Consider the following 21,321-nt stretch of genomic DNA (forward strand, 5'->3'; position numbering starts at 1 on the left):
ACGCGGGTGTGGCGGAATTGGCAGACGCGCTAGATTTAGGTTCTAGTGGGAGACCGTGCAGGTTCAAGTCCTGTCACCCGCAGCAATCTCACATACTTCTGTATGTGAGATTTTCTTTTTTCATTTGCTATCAAGTCGATAGCGATTTTCACGAAACAGGTCATACAATTGCTAGTTTTTGGTGTACGTAATAGATTGGCAATTGCGGGGAAACAATGATTGTTATTGTGATTTGGTATTAGGAAGAGTGGTGAACTAAGTGATTTTGAAGTAGTACGGATTAGGAAAGCATTAATTGGGGCTGATGGGCCCGGTTTTACCACTGTGCAATAAGATTTTTGAATCTAGTAGGGTATTGTTTAGGCTCTATTACCACTGAGTGAGTAAGATGAGGGCTAGCCGGGGTAAGGAATTGTTGCCGTTACCACTGTAGGTAATGAAGGCCTTTGTGAAGTGGTAAAAATAGATTGTGATTACCACTGCAGGACAGTGGCACTATTACGCAGTGGTAAAAAGATGATAAGGCTACCACTGCAAGGAGTATTCGAGCTATTGCAGTGGTAAATCGGAAGACTATATACCACTGGGATAGTAGGAGATAGAAATCACAGTGGTAAACGGGGAGGGATAGAAAGGAAATGAGAATTTGAAAGATTACATTATTGAGGTATTAGAGGAAGAGAAGGCGAGATTAGAAGCTGAAAAGAAGAAAATTGAAAATAGGGATGTTCCGGATGATGGATGCTATTTGGAAATAAAGAAAAATAAGGGGAAATATGTGCAATACTACAAGTGCAAGCGTGAAAATGATGTAGTTAATAAGAGTTTTATAAGAAAAAATGATATCAATACTGCAAGAATGCTAGCACAGAAAGAATTTGATAAGCGATTATATGCCGATGTCTCCAAGCGACTAGTAAGAATTCAATCTGTATTGAGGTATTATAAGGATTGTGAAAGACATTCGCTATATACAGAACTATCGGAAGAAAGGAAAGCGTTGATTCAATATGATCATATTGAAGATGAACATTATTTAATGCAGTGGCTGGCCCAATACAGTGATCAAGACGCTGCTGATTCCTTCAAAGAAAAATATCCAATTGAAACTTCGTATTATACAGATAACGGGGAGCATGTTAGATCCAAATCAGAGAAAATAATAGCAGATAAATTTGCTAAAGAAGGAATCCCATATGTATATGAACCTGTTTGTGAGTTGAACAGAAAGGGGCTTCATCCTGATTTTGCATTATTGAATAAAGAGACGAGACAGACTTTTTTCTATGAGCACTTTGGCATGATGGACAAGCCAGAATATGCTACAGTTGCAGTGAAGAAGATAGCAAAATATAGAGAATTAGGGTATGAGTATGGCAAGAACTTGCTTTATTCTTTTGAGACTGGCGTTGATGGATTAAATATAAATGATTTGAATAGAATAATTTTAGAGAATTGTAAATAAAAAAAGAGTAGGTATTTGTTCTCCGTGATTAGATACCTACTCTTCTTTTATATATTCTATGATATCACTTATTTCACAGTCTAGAATAAAACAAAGTGTATCTAGAGTTGTGGTAGTGATAGGCTTAGCGTGCTTCATGCGATGAATCGTATTTGCGGATAAACCATATTTGTAAATAAGTTCATATTCAGTTTTTCCTGTGCGAATTAATGTCTCATAAAAGGGAGCGTATGAAATCATATATGTTACCTCATACATAAGATAACATTATCAATTCATTGACTATACTCAATATATTGACTATAATTTTATGTACACAATCCATTAGAAATGGAAAGAAAAGGAGAGGTAAATATGGAAGAGAAAAAGATTTGCAAGTATTGTAAAACGGAGATACCTAAGGGTGCAAAGATATGTCCTAATTGCAGAAAGAAACAAAAAGGACCATTAGGAATTATTATTGCTGTAGTTATTGTATTGATTATTATAGGTGGAGTAGCAGGCGGCGGAAGCGATTCGAAGACTGATACAGATACATCTACAAATACAGCATCGGTTGAAACAGAGAAAACAGAAAGCAAAGAAACAGCTGTTGAGGAAACAATTGAGTATACTGCCTGCACCAAACAGGAATTGTCTGATGCGCTAAAGGCTAATGCTATGAAAGCTGCAGATACATATAAGGGACAATATTTGGAAATATCTGGTTATCTTGATGTGATTGATAGTAATGGAAAATATATTTCTATTAATGCAGGAGAAGATGATTGGTCTTTTGTTAATGTTCAATGTTATATTAAGAATGATGATCAAAAAGCAATTATTATGGATTTGAACAAAGGAGATTCAATTGTAATTAAAGGAAAATGTACTGATGTCGGAGAGGTCCTAGGATACTCAATAGATATTGATGAAGTAGTTGTAGAATAAATAAAAAGGGCTATTGCATGACCTGCAATAGCCTTTTACTTATTTTACACTTCTTTTTATAGCTTCACACATTACATGGTTTGCAAGGGTTCCTACAACATCAAGCGAAGCTTCTACATTTCCTAAAGACATGGCGTAGATGCTGTCGCCGTCCATTGATGTGTGGATAGGACGAATGCAGCGAGCATAGCCATCGTGGGTCATGCCGGCTACTTTGCAAAGCTGTGTTTTGTTGAGCTTTGCATTCGTAAATACGATACCAATGGTAGTATTAGTTGGTGCGCCGGCAGGGGCCTTATCGGAAGAATCAGAAGTCTTTCCTGTCATGGTCATAGCATACATTAATTCTTCGCAGGAAACATCATTAAGTGATTTACCGTCTTCAGCTAAAACTCCGGCGATTCTTTTTCCATCAACATAATCATAAACATCTCCAACTGCATTAGTGCAAACGATTGCTCCAACTTTTAATTCGCCGAGTTCTACAGCGTAGCTGCCAATGCCTGATTTTGTGCATCGGTCTGGGCCGAGCATTTTTCCAACTGTTGCACCACAGCCTGCACCATGACTACCATTTTCAAAGTTGCCATGTTCTCCTTCGAAAGCTTTAGTACAAGCTGCATATCCCATTTCTTTATCCGGATATACGTTAGAAGCTTTGTAGCCTAAATCAAATATATCTGACTGGCAAACAAGTGGTACTACAACATCGCCAACAGGAAAACCAATTCCCTTTTCAGCTAAACATTTCATAACGCCACCGGCTGCATCCAAGCCAAATGCGGAGCCCCCGCCTAAAACAACAGAGTGAATAACCTCTGCAGCGGCAAGTGGGTCCATCAATCCAGACTCGCGGCTGGCTGGGCCACCTCCTCTTATATCAAGTCCGCATGGTGCTCCCTCTGGTGCAACGACAACAGTAACTCCTGTACCGGCATCCTGGTTTTCAGCCTGTCCTATCTTAAAATTTCCAATCTGGAAAATATCAATTTCTTTCATAAAAACCTCCTAAAAAATAATTAAGTATGGGCAGTAAACAAAGCCCTAGAAAACATTTTACAACAAAAAATATAAATGTGTAAAAAACTATTGACAGCACTAATAACCTAGTGTACTATTCAGATAGTACAGTAGTACATGACACAGGAGGAGTGTGAATATGCAGTTTGATTCAAAGACACCCATTTACTTACAAGTAATTAACTCAATCAAAATGGATATCGTTAACGAACGTATTAAATGCGGAGAAAAGCTTCCATCAAGCCGAGAGCTGGCTGTTAAATATACAATCAATCCAAACACGGCCGCTAGGGTTTATCAGGAGCTGGAAAGGGAGGGTGTATGTTACACCAAAAGAGGCATGGGCACGTTTGTGACAGATGATGTGAATATCATCAAAGCATGCCGACAGGAAATGGCGCAGGATGCTTTAAATCTATTTTTGAAAAGCATCATGGAGCTTGGAATTACTAATGAAGAAGCAATAGAAATGATTAGAAGTAGAAAGGACGAAATGTGATGTTAAAAAGTGTTGATGTTACTAAAAAATTTGTTGGCAAAACCGCGGTTGATGGCATAACAATGAGCCTCGAACCAGGACACATTTATGCAATGCTTGGTCCTAATGGAAGCGGTAAGACTACTTGGATGAAAATGGCAGCAGGCCTTATAAAGCCTACATCAGGAGAGGTGCTTTACAAGGATACTCCAATTGGTATTGAAAGCCGTAAGGAAATCGCCTATATGTCTACTGAGCCATATTTCTATGATTGGATGACAGTTGGGGATGTTGGAAAATATTATAAGGATTTCTTTACAGATTTCTCTATGGACAAATACACAGATATGGTTATTAGCATGGATTTGGATATGAAGCAAAAGGTGAAATCACTTTCATCAGGTATGATGGCTAAGCTAAAGGTTGCAGTTACTATGGCTAGAGATGCAAAAATCTACATGCTAGATGAGCCATTAAATGGAATTGATTTGCTTGCAAGAGATGAGGTTATGAACATGATTCTTGATGCAGCATCAGAGGATAAGATTCTTCTCATTTCAAGCCACCTGGTAGAAGAGCTTGAGTCGGTTGTTGATAAAGCAATCTTTATTAAGCAGGCACAGCTTGTGGGCGTATTTGATGTAGAAGGTTTACGTATGACAGAAGGCGTATCTTTGGCTGATAAATACCGCCAGGTATTTTCAAATATTACATGTATGGAGGGAATAGCATAATGGGAAACTTAATTAAATACGAATTCAGAAAATCATGGTCAATTAAGGGAATAATCCTTGTTATAACAGCTATATTTGAGGTGTTGTTTTTAATTGGTGTTTTCATGCAGAAGGAAACCTTTTTAGCAATAGGTGTAACCCTTCTTTCTATGATAGCTGTGTGTTCAGTGTTTATTATTGGTATATTTGGTATTTACACACTTAGTCGTGATTTGAACACAAAGCGAAGCTACATGCTTTTTATGACTCCAAATAATAGCTTCAAGATTTTAGGCGCAAAGCTTATTGAAAATGCAAGCTCAATCATAGTAGTAAGCGTATGTTTTGTAGCACTTGCAATTGCTGATGTTTCTATTTTGGCTGCTACTTACGGAGAGTTTAAAGAGTTATTCCAGTTTATAAATGCCCTTTTAGGCGAAAGCTATTACGTTGATTCATATAGATTTGCCATGATTAGTGCTGCATCAGTTGTAAACTGGATATCTACAGTATGCTTAGGTTTCTTCGCTGTAATCATCTGCGCGACACTATTAAACGGCAAGAAATACAATGGATTTCTTAGCTTCTGTATTTTCATTGCAATTTCAATCTGCCTCAGCAAATTACTTGGAGTATTTATTGATGAGGGATTGGATTTTAATACAACACGTGTAATCATCCAGATTGTTTATTATGCAGTTGTTTCAGTAATTCTTTATGTTGCATCAGCATGGTTAATGGACAATAAGCTTTCAGTGTAAATCTAAAAAGATTCTTAAATAAAAATTAAAAGTATTTACATTACAGTGGATTATATTACACTAAACAAGATATGAAAAAGTTATACGAACATACCTTACCCAGGATATGTTCAAAAGGAGGATGAAATTGGGCGTTATAAAGAAAATAGGTGGCTTCTGCAAAAAGCATTTGAAGCTAATCATTGTTCTGGTTATCATTGTTGGCGTTATATTGTTTATAAGACACAAAGCACAGGTTGCGGCCCAGGCTATGATTGATGCTCAAAACGAGCCAGTCACATCTACTGTGGAAAAGATGGATTTGAAAAAGTCTGTTGGTGTTACTGGAACACTTACAGCAAATGAGACACTTACTGTTACATCAACACTTGGTGGTACAGGTGTTACAGGCGTAAAGGTTTCTACTGTAAATTATGAGGTAGGAGATTACGTTGAAAAAGGCCAGACAGTAGTTGAGTTTGATGGCGATGATTATGAGCGCAAGCTTACAGAGCTCAATCTTCAGAATGATATTACAAACACTGAAGCTAGCATGAGCATCGAGGATATGCAAAAATCCATCGAAGACACTCAGAAGAAGATTGATGAGAAGCAGAAGTGGCTTGATGATAATAAGATAATCTATGATAACCTTAAGGACGCTTTTGAACAGTACGAGAAATACAAGGATTATGATCAATCCGTAGTAGACCGATGGACAAAGGAGTCTCTAGCAGCACAAAACAGAAGTGAGCCAGTAACCATTCAGGGATACGAAGCTGTTGAGGATGAGATAGAAACTCTTAAGGAGCAAATCCGCACAACTCAGAACAAAATTGAGCTTGCACAGATGCAGCAGAACTATGCTCAGAACTACACACAGGTAGATGCTAAAAATGATCTTTATGAGAGCATGGATAAGACAAAGGTAGAGGCACCTATTTCAGGTTATATCCTTACAATGAACGTTGAAGAGGGTAACAACTATACACAAGGCAATACCGTATTTACGATAGCTGATACAAGCGGATTCATTGTAGAGGCAACTGTTAATGAATATGACGTAGCAAACATCCAGAAGGATTTACCAGCTACAGTTAAGTTCGAAGCTACAGGGGATGAGGAATTCACCGGTACAGTTTCATTCGTATCAATTGCATCTGAGGCAACAACAAGTGCATCAAGTGCATCAGCTGCTTCATCAGCGTATGGTGCAGCTACAGCATCGTCAGCTGCAGGAAGCGCTGCATCATACAAATTAAAGATTAAGATGGATGGAACAGACGATAGATTCCGTGTTGGTATGACAGCAAAGGCAAGCATCGTTCTTGATTCTGTTTCAGATGTACTTGCAGTACCTTATGACTGCGTTCAGCAGAAGGACGACGGAAGCTTCTTCGTAACATCTATCGCCGATGATGGAACAAAGAAGGATATCCCAGTTAACAAGGGACTTGAAAGCGATTATTATGTAGAGATTTCTGGTGACGGAATCAAAGAAGGCATGACTGTAGAGGCAATCGTTAGCGATGCACCTAGTACAGATATTATGGACTATATGACTATTGAATAGGAGGTCGTTATGGCAGCAGGAGATTTAATGCTAGACCTTCGTGATATTCATAAGAGCTTTTTCATCGGCACACCAAACGAATTTGAGGTCCTTCATGGAATCAATCTTACTGTTAATCAGGGAGAGTTTGTTTCCATTGTAGGACAGTCGGGTTCTGGTAAATCAACGCTGATGAACATCATCGGTGCCTTAGATAGACCGACTCTTGGCGAGTACACCCTTGATGGGGTTGATATTGAAAAAGCAAAAGATCATGAATTGTCTGCACTTAGAAATAAAAAGATAGGTTTCGTATTTCAGACCTACAATCTGATTGCGAGAACCAACGCACTTAAAAACGTTGAACTTCCAATGATGTACGCAGGAATGGGACGTGGTGAGCGTACAGACAGAGCAAAGATGCTACTTGAAGAAGTTGGCATGACAGACAGAATGCATCACAACCCAGACGAGCTTTCCGGTGGACAGAAACAGCGTGTAGCCATTGCACGAGCTATGGCCAACGACCCAGCTATCATCCTTGCAGATGAGCCTACTGGTGCGCTGGATTCAGCTACTGGACGAATGATAATGGATATATTCCACAAGCTCCATGAGGAGCAGGGGAAGACAATTCTTCTTATTACCCACTCGCCTGAGCTTTCTCAGGAGACAGACAGAATTATCACTATAAAGGATGGCACAATCCTTGGTGAGTCAAAGGGCAATTGGAAGGGACTTTCTTCTGATGAACGCGCTGGCGTCAAGAAGGAGGTGGAGTAATGTTATTTACAGAAAACATACTGGTTGCCTTAGCAGGACTTAAGGCCAACATAATGCGCTCCCTTCTGACTATGCTTGGTATCATTATTGGTATTGCATCCGTTATTGCAATTATGACAGTTGGTAATTCCATCACATTGATTGTAAACAGCACCATGCAGGATCTTGGCGCAAACAACCTGGAGATGGGTGTTATGCAAAAATCCACAGACCAAACTAATGAAGATGGAACAAGTTACGGTGATGGATATGTCAGAGAAATGACTGACAGCGATTTGATTACTGATGAGATGATTCAGGCGTATAAGGACGAATTCCCTGATGACGTTCAGTATATCCTGAAAATGGAAAATGTTGGTGACAAGGGTAAGGTTGTTGATGGCAATAAAAATGCCAATGTCCAAATTGTTGGATATAACAAAGATACCTTTGAATTTAAGGATTACAAAATGGTTGCAGGACGTCAGTTCCTCAACCAGGACTTTGAAAATGCAAAGAAGGTTTGCTTGGTAACAGATAAATTTGTTGAGCGAATGTATGATGGCGATAGCAAAGCAGCTCTTGGCCAGGAGATTGAGGTTAATGTAGCTGGCACATACTATAATTACTACATAGTAGGTGTTTACGAATACGTTGAGGATAAGTTCTCATTTGGTGTTTCAGATAATCCAACAACAGAGCTTGTAATTCCTTACGAGACAGCTAGAACAGCTAATCACAATCAAAATAAAGGCGATTACTACTTCACAATCGTTACATCAGTTAATACAAATAACGATGATTTTGCTATCAAGACACGTGATTTCTTTAATGTAAATTACTATTCTAGAAATGACACTTACGAGGTAATGGTTGTAAGTATGACATCTATGATGGATTCTATGAATTCCATGATAGGCATGATTCAGCTAGCTCTTTCGGTAATCGCCGGTATATCACTTGTAGTTGGTGGTATCGGTGTTATGAATATCATGCTGGTATCAATTACAGAGCGAACCAAGGAAATCGGTACACGAAAAGCCCTTGGTGCTACAAATAGTTCTATCCGAATGCAGTTTATAACCGAATCAGTTGTTATCTGCGTAATCGGTGGAATCATCGGAATTATACTTGGTGTAGTTCTTGGTACAGTTGCTGTTAAGCTGATGGGATATGAGGCAGCAGTCTCAGCTCAAAGTATCATAGTTGCCGTAGCCTTCTCAATGGCTATCGGTATCTTCTTTGGATACTATCCAGCCAACAAGGCGGCGAAACTAAACCCTATAGATGCATTGCGTTATGAATAATATACTCCGCTAGTTACGCCTACAAGCCTACTGATTTCTCCGCTCGATGACATATCTCGCTTGAGAAATAGTAGAGCTTGTTGCCTACTAGCTCATTTAAAGCCGACAGGTATTATGCCTGTTGGCTTTTTTGTTACGGTTTCCGGAGTAACAGGATGTTTTTTTATTGAATTTGTACGTTCTGAGAACCCCATGTGACGACCATCTGAATTATTCTGAAAGGTATGTGGAATCCGTTTACTTGGGGGAAAAATCCTAGTAAAGTGTGTGAAGTTAATCAAAAACATATTTTACCAGGAGGGACAAAATGCCGAAGGATTCTCAAAAGTTTTCTATCCTTTCTAAATTGGGTAGTTTTGTAAAGCGCTTTGGCCGCTTTATTAAAAAACATTTATTACTATTTATTATAATTATCATTTTAATCGTAGTTGGAATTATATTTGGAAGAAAATATCTGTTGAAGACAAACTCACATGAAGTTGAGGAAACACAGACACTTACAACTTCTGTAGAAGTAATGGATTTGCAGTCTTCCATTAGTGTAACTGGTACACTTGCAGCAGGACAGGAACAGTCTGTAACATCAACAGTTGCAACAGGTACTGAGGTTGCAGCAGTTTACTATGAAGTAGGCGACTATGTTGAAGCTGGAACGGTTATCGTAGAGTTTGATGCAGATGATTACGCAACAAAGCTTGCTGAGTTAAATGCAAAATACAACATCTCTGATATCGAGGATGCTCATACTCTTCAAGATTATTTAGATCAGATTGAAGATAAGCAGGAAGAGATGGCTGAGATTCAGGAATACTTAGATGAGTGGGCTGATGTTTATAATAACCTTGTGGATGCCTACAATGATTATCTTGAGTATGGAAATTCAGATTCATCAGTAGCTAGTCGTTGGACAACAGAGTCAAACGCAGCAAAGACTCTTGACGACGGAAATGGTGTAACGATTTCTGGTTACGAATCTAAGCAGGAAGAATTAGAAACACTTCAGGATGAAATCGAAGAGCTTCAGTATCAGTATGAGTTAGAGCAGTTGAATCAAGAGTATGACAATACATATACAAAGTCAGAAGAGTATGATTCAGTAACGGAAAGCCAGTCAGGCACACAGGTTGTTGCTCCATTTTCTGGATACATTACAGCAATCAATGTAGAAGAGGGAAATAACTATACACAGGGTAATACCGTATTTACGATTTCAAATACAGATTCCTTTGTTGTAGAGGCAACAGTTGATGAGTACGACATTGCATCTCTTAGCGAAGGTCTTTCTGCTGTAGTTAAATTTGATGCTACAGACGATGATGAGTTTACAGGTACAGTTTCATATGTTGCAGTAACATCTGATTCTACAACCTCAAGCTCATCTTCAAGCTCATCTTCAAGCTCATCTTCAAGCACAGGTAGCACATCTTCTAGCTATGAAGTGAAGATTACACTTGATGACACAGATGACAGACTACGTGTTGGTATGACAGCAAAGGCTTCAGTTATCCTTGAATCAGTAACAGATGCTTACGCAGTACCATATGATTGTGTTGAGACAGATGCAGATGGAAATAGCTATGTAACAGCTGTTGATGATGAAGGAAATGAGACAAAGATTGAGGTAACGCTTGGTCTTGAAAGTGATTACTATGTACAGATTATCAGCGATGAATTATCAGAAGGACTTCAGGTAAAGGCAACAGCATCAAGTACATCTAATAATTCATCAGATGAGTCACAGGATGAAAACAACTCATTACTTAACATGGGCGGCGGCCAAGGTGGCGGCGACATGGGCGGTGGTGCTCCAAGTGGTGGCGGCGGCCAGGGTGGCGGCCCAGGCGGAATGTAGGAGGTGAATTATGGCAGCAGGAGATATTATGTTAGATCTTCGTGACATCCATAAGAGCTTCTTTATCGGCACACCAAACGAATTTGAGGTTCTTCACGGCGTTAATTTTAGCGTCCGTGAAGGAGAATTCGTATCAATAGTGGGACAGTCTGGTTCAGGAAAGTCAACACTTATGAATATTATTGGTGCCTTGGATAGACCAACAAGTGGTGAGTATACACTTGATGGTGTGGACATAGAAAAAGCGAAGGACCACGAATTATCTATTCTAAGAAATAAGAAAATTGGATTTGTATTCCAGACCTACAATTTGATAGCGAGAACAAACGCTATTAAGAATGTAGAGCTTCCAATGATGTACGCTGGCATTGGTCGAGCTGAAAGAAATGAGAGAGCGAAAATGCTTTTAGAGCAGGTTGGCATGACAAACAGAATGATGCATAACCCAGACGAGCTCTCCGGTGGACAAAAACAGCGTGTAGCCATTGCAAGAGCTATGGCAAATGACCCAGCAATCATTCTTGCTGATGAGCCTACAGGTGCCCTTGATTCTGCTACTGGACGATTAATCATGGATATATTCCATAAGCTCCATGAGGAACAGGGCAAGACTATTGTTTTGATTACTCACTCAAATGAGCTTTCGTTGGAGACAGAGCGTATCATCACACTTCGAGATGGTGATATAAGAGGCGAGTCTAAAGGTCAGTGGGAAACAATAAAGGAGGATTTAGCATGCTAATTATGGAAAACGTCCTCCTAGCACTGGCAGGACTAAAGTCCAATATAATGCGTTCTCTGCTTACAATGCTTGGTATCATCATCGGTATTGCGTCAGTTATTGCAATCATGACTGTTGGTAATTCTATCACAGTTATGGTTAACACGCAGATGCAGGAGATGGGTGCAAATAACTTAACAGTTGGAGTATCAGCAAAGAGTACTTCGGAGGAGACAACTTCCTCAGGACTTCATTTCGGCGCCGGAAATCGTAGATCAATGGACACAGAAGATTACATTACCGACGATATGATAGATTCCTTCCTTGAGGAATACAGCGATAACATCAAATATACACTCCTTTCATCAACTGTAGGTTCAGGAACAGCCATCGACGGTGATTTATATGCATATGTTAATGTTGTAGGTTATAACGAGGATTATATGGAATATAACGACCCAGAGATACTTGCAGGTCGTACATTCATAGAAAAGGATTATGAAAATGCTCAGAAGGTTTGTATTGTTTCAGACTACTTTGTTAATAACATGTTTGATGGGGATACTTCCGCTGCTTTGGGCTCTGCTGTAGAAATCAGCATAAACGGAAAGTATTATACATACTACATCGTAGGTGTTTACGAATACGATGATAGTACATGGTCTAGCAATTCTACTGAAGATACAACAACAGATTTATATATCCCTTACGATACAGCTAGAACACAGCTTCATACAATTAATGATGGATATGAAAGCTTTACACTTGTAACAACAATTGATACTGATTCAGAGGAGTTTGCAGACACTGTTGAAACTTATTTCAACACAATGTATTACTCTAACAATGATGATTATGAGGTTTCAGTTACAAGCATGGCCAGCATGATTGAATCAATGACCACAATGATTGGAACGATTGAGCTTGCACTTGCAATCATCGCAGGTATATCTCTTGTTGTTGGTGGTATTGGTGTTATGAATATCATGCTTGTATCAATCACAGAGCGTACTAAAGAAATTGGTACTAGAAAAGCTTTGGGAGCAACAAACGGTTCCATCAGGCTTCAGTTCATTACAGAATCAGTTGTTATCTGTATTATGGGTGGACTTATCGGAATAATACTTGGTGTTGTTCTAGGATCTGTAGCTGCCACATACATGGGCTACTCAGCATCCGTATCAATCGGCGCCATCATAATTGCCGTAGCCTTCTCTATGGCCATCGGAATCTTCTTCGGATACTATCCAGCTAACAAAGCTGCGAAATTAAATCCAATCGAGGCTTTACGATATGAATAAAAAAATGCCAGCCCTCTGGGCTGGCATTTTTTTATTAATCATCTAATTCATCAGAAGATAACTCAAGTACTGTACGCTTACGAGCCATTTCGTCTGACTCAAGGTATTCGTCGTATGTAGTCATCTTGTCAATCATGCTTCCGTTAGGAAGGATTTCGATGATACGGTTTGCTGTTGTCTGTACGATTTCGTGGTCACGAGAAGAGAAGATGATAACTCCTGAGAACTTCTGGAGACCAGTGTTAAGTGCAGTGATTGATTCCATATCAAGGTGGTCAGTAGGCTCATCGAGCATGAGTACGTTTGAGTTTTCAATCATCATACGTGAAAGAAGTACACGTACCTTTTCACCACCAGATAATACCTTCATTTTCTTAGCTCCGTCATCGCCTGCGAAAAGCATACGGCCAAGGAATCCACGAACATAAGTAGCATCCTTGATTTCAGAGAACTGTGTAAGCCAATCTACAATGAGAAGGTCTGTGTTGAAAATTTCTGTGTTGTCCTTAGGGAAGTATGACTGAGATGTTGTAACCCCCCACTTGTAGCTTCCTTCGTCTGGCTCCATCTCACCAGCAAGAATCTGGAAGAGAACTGTTTTAGCCTTTTCGTTTGAACCAACAAGAGCGATTTTGTCCTCACGACCAACGTTGAATGTAAGGTGGTCAAGGATAAGCTCGCCATCGATTGTCTTTGTAAGGTTTTCTACTGAAAGAACCTCGTTTCCGATTTCACGAGCTGGTCTGAAATCGATGTATGGATACTTACGGCTAGATGGGCGGATGTCATCAAGCTGAATCTTCTCTAATGCACGCTTACGTGATGTAGCCTGCTTAGACTTAGAAGCGTTAGCAGAGAATCTCTGGATGAACTCCTGTAATTCCTTAATCTGCTCTTCCTTTTTCTTGTTAGCTTCCTTACGCTGCTGAATGATAAGCTGTGAAGACTGATACCAGAAATCATAGTTACCAGCGTAGAGCTGAATCTTACCATAATCGATATCAGCTATCTGTGTGCAGACCTTATTAAGGAAGTAACGGTCATGGGATACAACGATGACTGTGTTTTCGAAGTTGATAAGGAACTCCTCAAGCCATGCGATAGCATCCAAATCAAGGTGGTTAGTAGGCTCATCGAGAAGAAGTACATCAGGTGAACCGAAAAGTGCTCTTGCAAGAAGAATCTTGACCTTTAACGCACCAGGAAGCTCTGACATCTGTGTGTAGTGGAACTCTGTATCAACACCAAGGCCGTTAAGAAGAGTAGCAGCATCTGCTTCTGCATTCCAACCATCCATCTCAGCAAACTCAGACTCAAGCTCAGCTGCGCGGATACCGTCCTCATCAGAAAAGTCTTCCTTCATATAGATAGCGTCCTTTTCTTTCATAATGTCGTAAAGACGCTGATTACCCATAATTACTGTATCAAGAGCTGTGAACTCATCATACTTGAAGTGATCCTGCTCTAAGAATGAAAGTCTGTTACCAGGGCTCATTGTGATTTCGCCGCTAGTAGGCTCTAACTGACCAGATAAAATTCTAAGGAAAGTAGACTTACCAGCACCGTTAGCACCGATGATACCGTAGCAGTTACCCTCTGTAAATTTGATATTAACCTCTTCGAAAAGGGCTTTCTTGCCGAAACGAAGAGTAACGTTATTAGCTTGTATCATATAAATAATCCTTTCATAAATCAAACTATGTCAAACCTGACATATGATATCAAAAATTTTTAAAATTGTCTAGAAAATTGCCTATTTTTAGCCCCCTTATTATTGCTTTTTACACGGTTAAATTATATAATATTTAATAATTTTTTCATGGAAGGTGGTGATATCATGGCAGTTCAAAACAAGGACGAATTAGAAAAGCTAGAAAATAATATTGCCTTTGAAAGCCAGGGTGTCATCGCTACTGCGGACTTTGTTGATCCGGACGAGCTCTACAAGGAGCTCATTGATAGAGTGCGCAAATATCATCCTAATACAGACATTTCTATGATTGAAAAGGGCTACAACCTTGCGCGTAAGGCCCATGAGGGACAGGTGCGTAAATCTGGTGAGCCATATATCATTCATCCACTTTGCGTTGCAATTATCCTTGCTGATTTGGAACTAGATAAAGAAACTATCGTGGCTGGTCTTCTTCACGACGTCGTTGAGGATACCATCTATACAAAGGAAGAGATAGCAGCAGAGTTCTCTGACGAAGTTGCAGAGCTTGTGGATGGTGTCACAAAGTTAGGTCAGTTAAATTATGATGCGGATAAGGTAGAAATCCAGGCAGAAAACCTTCGTAAGATGTTTCTTGCTATGGCAAAGGATATCCGTGTCATCCTTATCAAGCTTGCAGATAGACTTCACAACATGCGTACCTTGAAGTACATGCGTCCTGAAAAGCAAAAGGAAAAAGCGCGTGAGACCATGGAAATCTATGCTCCACTTGCTCAGCGTCTTGGTATTAGCAAGGTTAAAATCGAGCTTGATGACCTTTCACTTAAGTATCTAGAACCAGATGCTTACTATGACTTAGTTGAAAAAATCGCACTCAGAAAGAGTCAGCGTACAGAATATATCAATTCTCTTGTAGAGGATGTTTCTAAGCACATAAAGGATGCAGAAATCGAGGCCGAGGTTTATGGCCGTGCAAAGCATTTCTTCAGCATCTACAAAAAGATGGTTAATCAGCACAAGACCATCGATCAAATATACGATTTATTTGCAGTTCGAATCATTGTAGATTCTATCAAGGACTGTTATGCAGCACTTGGCGTTATCCATGAAATGTACACTCCTATTCCAGGTCGTTTCAAGGACTATATTGCTATGCCAAAGCCAAACATGTATCAGTCTTTGCATACTACAGTTATTGGACCTAATGGTGCGCCTTTTGAAATCCAGATTCGTACATACGAAATGCATCGTACCAGCGAATACGGTATCGCTGCTCACTGGAAATACAAGGAAAGCGGTGAAGGCTCCACTGTTATGGGCGAGGAAGAAAAGCTTTCATGGCTTCGTGAAATCCTCGAGTGGCAGCAGGAAATCTCAGATAACAAAGAGTTTTCTTCCTTATTAAAATCAGATCTGAACCTGTTTTCTGATACAGTATTTTGCTTCACCCCATCAGGTGATGTTAAAAACCTGCCAAATGGTTCTACACCAATCGATTTTGCATATGCTATTCATTCTGCAGTAGGTAACAAAATGATTGGCGCAAAGGTTAATGGCAAGCTAGTGCCTATCGATTACGTCATCCAAAACGGAGACCGTATCGAGATTGTCACATCTCAGAATACAAACGGCCCAAGCCGTGACTGGCTGAGCATTGTCAAAAGCTCTCAGGCCAAAAATAAAATCAATCAGTGGTTCCGCAGTCAGTCCAAGGATGAAAACATCGCCAAAGGTAAGGAACTTCTTATTGGTTCGGCAAAGCAAAAGGGTGTTGATTTAGGCGATATCAACAAGCCTAAATATCAGGAAATCATCATAAATAAATACGGATTCCACAGCTGGGAGGATTGCCTTGCAGCAGTAGGTCAGGGTGCCATAAAAGAAGGTGCTGTCATAAACAGAATGTTCTCTGCATGGCAGAAAGACCACCCAGTTAAGGTTACTGACGAAGAAATATTGGCAGAGCATTCTGGTTCAGGCAAGGAAGCTAAGCCAAAGTCTAAAAATGGTATTACAGTTAGCGGACTTTACGATGTTTCAGTTCGTTTTTCAAAGTGTTGTAATCCAGTTCCAGGTGATGAAATCGTTGGTTTTGTTACTAGAGGAAGAGGTGTATCAATTCACCGTACCGATTGCATCAATATGATTAATCTTCCAGAATTCGAAAAAGAGCGTCTTATCGAGGCCGAGTGGGCCCGCGACGCAGAGGAAGATGGCAAGAAGGGTGGAGTATACCTTACAGAAATCAATATTTACGGAAATAACCGTACAGGACTTTTGGTTGATATTACTCGCATATTCACCGAAAGAGAGATAGATATCGATTCAATCCATTCAAAGACAAGCAAACAGGGCGTTGCAACTATTACTATCAAATTTGGTACACAAAGCCGCGAACAGCTTCGTTCACTTGTTGAAAAGATTAAACAGGTTGAGTCTATCATCGATGTAGAAAGACCTAGAGGATAAGATGAAAGTAGTAAAAGTACTTTTGCCGGCAGCGGCAGAAAACTGCTATATAGCCATAAATGAAGATACAAATGAATCAATCATAATTGATCCAGGCTCAGCTTTTGAGCGTATCAAGTCTGCAGTGGAAAGCACTGGCACAAAGCCGGTTGCTATCCTTTTGACACATGGTCATTTTGATCATGCCGGGGAGGCTGCATCCACAGCCAAGGAATATGGCATAAAGGTTTACACACATGAAGCTACAGCAGAGGAATTAAAGAATCCAAGCATCAACCTTTCAGGAGATATGTTTGGAGATTCCAAAAGCTATAGCGCAGATGTTTTCTTAAAGGATGACGAGGAAATGGATTTAGCAGGACTTCATATCAAGTGCCTTTTCACACCAGGACATACACCAGGTGGATGCTGTTTCTATTTTCCTAATGAAGATATAGTTTTTACCGGAGATACATTGTTTTGTGGTTCCGTGGGACGTACAGATTTCCCGGGTGGTTCCATGAGCCAGTTGGTTGGGTCAGTCAAATCAAAGCTTATGACTCTTTCAGATGATACTATCTGTTACCCTGGTCACAACGAGCCAACCACTATCGGTACAGAAAGGATATACAATCCATTTTTATGATTTACATACAATTAAACGAAGATAATTTTGAATATGATATTTATTCACTAGTTAAAGCCTTTTATCCAAAGGAAGAGGTCAAAATCTCTACAGAGCCCACACCTGAGGATGCAGGGCTTCTTTTTTCGATGCAGGTTAATTACTCAGACAATGTTCTTACGTTAGACGGCAAGGAAATCGAAATCGACTATTCTGACAGACCAGACACAAAGAACCGTTTGAAGCTTGCAATATACGAAAGCCTTAGCAAACGTACTGGTAAGGAATTGCCATGGGGTACTCTTACAGGCATCCGCCCAACCAAAATCAGCCTTGGTATGATAGAAGATGGGGCAGATGATGAGGCTATTGCTTCATACATGAAGGATACCTACCGCACCTCGGACGCTAAAATCAATTTGAGTCTACAGGTTTCTCACAAGGAGCATGAGCTTTTATCAAAGATAGATTATGACAATGGCTATTCTGTATACATCGGAATTCCATTTTGCCCTAGCACCTGTCTGTACTGCTCATTCACTTCATACCCAATTGGGCTGTGGAAGAAAAAGCTAGATGATTATCTAGATGCTCTTGAAAAAGAAATGGCTTTTACAGCTGAAGCATGCAAAGAAAAGAGCCTTACTACAATTTATATAGGCGGTGGCACACCAACATCTCTTGACGAGGAGCATTTGGAAAAGCTTCTTACACTTGTAGATAAGTACTTTGACACAAAATCCCTTTTGGAATACACAATTGAGGCAGGCAGACCAGATTCAATTACATACGAAAAGCTTCAGATTATGAAGAATCATCCAGTTAGCCGTATTTCAATCAATCCACAGACAATGAATCAAAAGACTTTGGATTTGATTGGTCGATTCCACAAGGTGGAGGATATTCATCGTGTATACGGATGGGCTCGAGAGCTTGGCTTTGATAACATCAACATGGATTTGATTCTGGGACTTCCAGGGGAGACTATTGAGGATGTGAAATACACTCTTGATGAAGTTGAAAAGATGGCACCGGACAACTTAACTGTCCATTCTTTGGCACTTAAGCATTCCGCGCGTCTCAATATTGACAGAGAGTCTTATGATGATTATTTAATCGAAAACTCACAGACTCATATGGATATTTGCCTGGACTGTGCACATCATATGGGCATGAATGCATATTATCTTTACCGCCAGAAAAATATGGCTGCAAATCTTGAGAACATAGGCTATGCAACACCAGGTAAAGAGGGGCTTTACAATATCTTGATAATGGAAGAGAAACAAACTATAATGGCACTTGGTGCTGGCTGTTCATGCAAGTTTGTTGCTGACCATGGCAAGACAGTTACTAGATGTGAAAATGTCAAGGACGTTCAATTATACATTGACAGAATTGATGAAATGATAGATAGAAAAAGAGAAAGACTTAGAGAGGATTTAAAATGGCTTTAAACAAGAAACCAGTTAATGGAATGAAAGACATCCTTCCATACGAAATGGAAGTTAGAGACTACGTTACTTCTATAATCAAGGACACATATCGTTCTTTCGGATTCACTCCAATCGAAACACCTGCAATGGAGTCAATCGGCAACCTTTCTAACAAGCAGGGTGGCGAAAACGAAAAGCTTATCTTCAAGGTAATGAAGCGTGGAGAAAAGCTTAACATACCTGAGGCACAGACAGAGGATGATGTAGTAGATTTTGGTATGAGATACGACCTTACAGTACCTCTTTGCCGTTTTTATTCAAATCACGCAAATGAGCTTACATCACCATTCAAGTCACTTCAGATTGGTTCTGTTTGGAGAGCAGACAGACCTCAGCGTGGTCGCTATCGCCAGTTTACACAGTGTGATATCGATATTCTTGGAGAGCCTAGCAACCTTGCAGAGATAGAGCTTATCCTTGCTACAACTACAACACTTGGACGTATCGGTTTCAAGAACTTTGAAATCCGCATCAACGAGCGTCGTATCCTTAAGGCAATGGCAGCTTATGCAGGTTTTGCAGAGGAAGATTACGATTCAATCTTCATCACACTTGATAAGATGGACAAGATTGGTCTTGATGGAGTTTCTAAGGAGCTTCTTGAGTCAGGATATTCACAGGAGTCAATCGACAAATATGTTGGTCTTTTTGCAGCCCTTGAAAATGTTAAGGATGTTGCAGAAGGTATGAACATTCTTCTTGATAAGCTTGGTGATTTCCTTGATGTGGAAGTCGCAGATTGGATGAGAGAGATTGCTTCTGCAGTCAACGCTACAAAGGAAGCTGATTTTGAGCTTGTATTTGATCCAACACTTGTACGTGGAATGAGCTATTACACAGGTACTATTTTTGAAATCGCCATTCCTGAGTTCGGCGGAAGCTGCGGTGGTGGCGGACGTTACGACAAGATGATTGGCAACTTCACAGGCCAGAATACACCAGCTTGTGGTTTCTCAATCGGCTTTGAGCGCATCATCCTTCTTCTTATGGAGCAGGGCTTCAAGGTTCCTGGCGCTAGCAAAAAGATTGCATACCTTGTTGAAAAGGGTTATCCAGCAGAGAAGCTTGCTGAGGTTATGGCTCAGGCAAAGGCTGCACGTGCAGAGGGCAATACAGTTCTCGTTGTTCGTATGAACAAAAATAAAAAGTTCCAGAAGGAACAGCTTTCAGGTGAAGGCTACGAGGAATTTGTAGAGTTCTTTAATCGATAAAAGGTTTGACGCAATCAAATTATAGTGATATTATCCTACTAATTAGATAGGTAAAAGGAGTAGGTATGTATCAGGAATTAATGGACAAATACGATAGACTAAAGGATTACTTTAAGGATTTAGGTAAGGTGGCAGTGGCTTTTTCCAGTGGAGTTGATTCCACATTTCTTCTTTATGCAGCACATGATGCCCTAGGGGACAATGCTATTGCGGTGACTGCTTCTTCCTGTTCTTTTCCAAAGAGAGAACTGAACGAAGCAATCGACTATGCTAAATCACTTGGAGTTAGACATTTTATCGTTGAATCAGAAGAATTAGAAATAGAAGGTTTTGCACAAAACCCACCAAATAGATGTTATCTTTGCAAGAAGGAGCTTTTTGAAAAGATGTTTGCACTTGCCAAGGAGCAGGGGATAGACTATGTGGCAGAAGGCTCAAATTTGGATGATAATGGAGACTATCGCCCAGGTTTACAGGCGGTTGCAGAGCTTGGCGCAAAAAGCCCACTGAGAGATATCGGATTTACGAAGTCAGAAATTCGTCAGCTTTCAAAGGAGCTTGGACTTCCAACAGCAGAGAAACAGTCATTTGCTTGTCTTGCAAGCCGTTTCCCATATGGTGAGACAATCTCAGAAAAGAAGCTTTCAATGGTTGATAAAGCAGAGCAGTTTTTATTGGATGAGGGCTTCAAACAATTTAGAGTACGTATTCACGGAGATAATGTTGCAAGAATAGAACTGAGTCCTTCTGATTTCCCTAGAATGTATGATGAAGCATTCAGATTAAAGGTATATGATAAGCTTAAGGAATATGGCTTTGCATACGTAGCCCTTGATTTAAAGGGGTATCGTACCGGAAGTATGAATGAAACATTGAGCTTGTAATATTGACAAATAGCATCATAAAAAATATTATATGAATACCTACTGATTTAGTAGGTATTCATTTTTGTTGTTAGGGCAAGGCCCTATTTTTCAAAGTCTTAGTTTTTTTATTTTAGATAAAATAGATACTTTGAAAAATGAATA

At 39.9% G+C, this 21,321-nt stretch carries 19 protein-coding genes and 1 tRNA gene; 17 read left to right on the top strand and 3 right to left on the bottom strand.

What is annotated here, in order from left to right; genetic code table 11:
• Nucleotides 1-2 precede the first annotated feature (2 nt).
• Together E7274_RS13965 and E7274_RS13970 are read left to right on the top strand one after the other, a co-directional pair.
• Nucleotides 3-82: transfer RNA gene (locus E7274_RS13965), tRNA-Leu, on the top strand.
• Between the two features lie 564 nt (nt 83-646).
• Nucleotides 647-1,465, top strand: coding sequence for a hypothetical protein (locus tag E7274_RS13970; protein WP_304176772.1), 819 nt, complete (start codon nt 647-649; stop codon nt 1,463-1,465).
• A 36-nt stretch (nt 1,466-1,501) separates the two neighbouring features.
• On the opposite strand, the gene E7274_RS13975 is transcribed toward E7274_RS13970, so the two are convergent.
• Nucleotides 1,502-1,705, bottom strand: coding sequence for a helix-turn-helix domain-containing protein (locus E7274_RS13975; protein WP_033153545.1), 204 nt, complete (start codon nt 1,703-1,705; stop codon nt 1,502-1,504).
• A 114-nt stretch (nt 1,706-1,819) separates the two neighbouring features.
• On the opposite strand from E7274_RS13975, the gene E7274_RS13980 reads away from it, so the two are divergent.
• Nucleotides 1,820-2,395: an OB-fold protein gene (locus tag E7274_RS13980; protein WP_304176775.1), complete on the top strand. Its 576-nt coding sequence runs from the start codon at nt 1,820-1,822 to the stop codon at nt 2,393-2,395.
• A 39-nt stretch (nt 2,396-2,434) separates the two neighbouring features.
• Here E7274_RS13980 and E7274_RS13985 read toward each other — a convergent pair whose 3' ends face one another.
• Entirely contained in the window at nt 2,435-3,394 is a 960-nt protein-coding gene (locus tag E7274_RS13985) for a P1 family peptidase (protein WP_304176778.1), read from the bottom strand.
• Between the two features lie 160 nt (nt 3,395-3,554).
• Between E7274_RS13985 and E7274_RS13990 the strand changes: the two genes are divergently transcribed.
• From E7274_RS13990 to E7274_RS14030, 9 genes are all read left to right on the top strand, one after another.
• Nucleotides 3,555-3,914 (top strand): GntR family transcriptional regulator, encoded by a 360-nt coding sequence (locus E7274_RS13990; protein WP_074788734.1) that lies wholly within the window; start codon nt 3,555-3,557, stop codon nt 3,912-3,914.
• Entirely contained in the window at nt 3,914-4,627 is a 714-nt protein-coding gene (locus tag E7274_RS13995; protein WP_304176780.1) for an ABC transporter ATP-binding protein, read from the top strand. The genes E7274_RS13990 and E7274_RS13995 overlap by 1 nt, the downstream gene beginning before the upstream one ends.
• Nucleotides 4,627-5,367, top strand: coding sequence for a hypothetical protein (locus E7274_RS14000; RefSeq protein WP_304176782.1), 741 nt, complete (start codon nt 4,627-4,629; stop codon nt 5,365-5,367). Before E7274_RS13995 ends, E7274_RS14000 begins: the two co-directional genes overlap by 1 nt.
• 127 nt (nt 5,368-5,494) lie before the next feature.
• Complete coding sequence (locus E7274_RS14005) at nt 5,495-6,919, top strand: efflux RND transporter periplasmic adaptor subunit (RefSeq protein ID WP_304176784.1); 1,425 nt, start codon at nt 5,495-5,497, stop codon at nt 6,917-6,919.
• Nucleotides 6,920-6,928: 9 nt separating this feature from the next.
• A complete protein-coding gene (locus tag E7274_RS14010) occupies nt 6,929-7,681 on the top strand; it encodes an ABC transporter ATP-binding protein (RefSeq protein WP_033153562.1) in 753 nt (250 codons plus the stop codon).
• Nucleotides 7,681-8,967, top strand: coding sequence for an ABC transporter permease (locus E7274_RS14015; RefSeq protein WP_304176787.1), 1,287 nt, complete (start codon nt 7,681-7,683; stop codon nt 8,965-8,967). Before E7274_RS14010 ends, E7274_RS14015 begins: the two co-directional genes overlap by 1 nt.
• A gap of 307 nt (nt 8,968-9,274) precedes the next feature.
• Complete coding sequence (locus E7274_RS14020) at nt 9,275-10,819, top strand: efflux RND transporter periplasmic adaptor subunit (RefSeq protein WP_304176789.1); 1,545 nt, start codon at nt 9,275-9,277, stop codon at nt 10,817-10,819.
• Nucleotides 10,820-10,829: 10 nt separating this feature from the next.
• Entirely contained in the window at nt 10,830-11,561 is a 732-nt protein-coding gene (locus E7274_RS14025; protein ID WP_044937303.1) for an ABC transporter ATP-binding protein, read from the top strand.
• Nucleotides 11,555-12,841 (top strand): ABC transporter permease, encoded by a 1,287-nt coding sequence (locus E7274_RS14030; RefSeq protein ID WP_304176791.1) that lies wholly within the window; start codon nt 11,555-11,557, stop codon nt 12,839-12,841. The genes E7274_RS14025 and E7274_RS14030 overlap by 7 nt, the downstream gene beginning before the upstream one ends.
• 34 nt (nt 12,842-12,875) lie before the next feature.
• Here the strand turns inward: E7274_RS14030 and E7274_RS14035 are convergent, their stop codons facing one another.
• On the bottom strand, nt 12,876-14,513 hold the full coding sequence (locus E7274_RS14035) for an ABC-F family ATP-binding cassette domain-containing protein (protein ID WP_304176794.1): 1,638 nt from the start codon (nt 14,511-14,513) through the stop codon (nt 12,876-12,878).
• 165 nt (nt 14,514-14,678) lie between these two features.
• Here E7274_RS14035 and E7274_RS14040 point away from each other — a divergent pair, with 165 nt between their 5' ends.
• The 5 genes from E7274_RS14040 (at nt 14,679) to larE (ending at nt 21,177) form a co-directional block, all read left to right on the top strand.
• The gene (locus E7274_RS14040) at nt 14,679-16,982 is read left to right on the top strand and encodes a RelA/SpoT family protein (RefSeq protein ID WP_090479476.1); all 2,304 of its coding nucleotides are present in this window, start codon (nt 14,679-14,681) and stop codon (nt 16,980-16,982) included.
• A 1-nt stretch (nt 16,983) separates the two neighbouring features.
• Nucleotides 16,984-17,607 (top strand): MBL fold metallo-hydrolase, encoded by a 624-nt coding sequence (locus E7274_RS14045; RefSeq protein WP_304176796.1) that lies wholly within the window; start codon nt 16,984-16,986, stop codon nt 17,605-17,607.
• The gene (hemZ, locus tag E7274_RS14050) at nt 17,604-19,043 is read left to right on the top strand and encodes a coproporphyrinogen dehydrogenase HemZ (RefSeq protein WP_033153574.1); all 1,440 of its coding nucleotides are present in this window, start codon (nt 17,604-17,606) and stop codon (nt 19,041-19,043) included. Before E7274_RS14045 ends, hemZ begins: the two co-directional genes overlap by 4 nt.
• On the top strand, nt 19,034-20,293 hold the full coding sequence (hisS, locus tag E7274_RS14055) for a histidine--tRNA ligase (RefSeq protein ID WP_033153576.1): 1,260 nt from the start codon (nt 19,034-19,036) through the stop codon (nt 20,291-20,293). Before hemZ ends, hisS begins: the two co-directional genes overlap by 10 nt.
• Before the next feature lie 65 nt (nt 20,294-20,358).
• Nucleotides 20,359-21,177 carry an ATP-dependent sacrificial sulfur transferase LarE gene (larE, locus tag E7274_RS14060; RefSeq protein ID WP_304176798.1) on the top strand — a complete coding sequence of 273 codons (819 nt, stop codon included), beginning with the start codon at nt 20,359-20,361 and terminating at the stop codon, nt 21,175-21,177.
• Nucleotides 21,178-21,321 lie beyond the last annotated feature (144 nt).

Source organism: Pseudobutyrivibrio ruminis (genome assembly GCF_015057245.1).
GTDB classification, from domain to species: domain Bacteria; phylum Bacillota; class Clostridia; order Lachnospirales; family Lachnospiraceae; genus Pseudobutyrivibrio; species Pseudobutyrivibrio ruminis_E.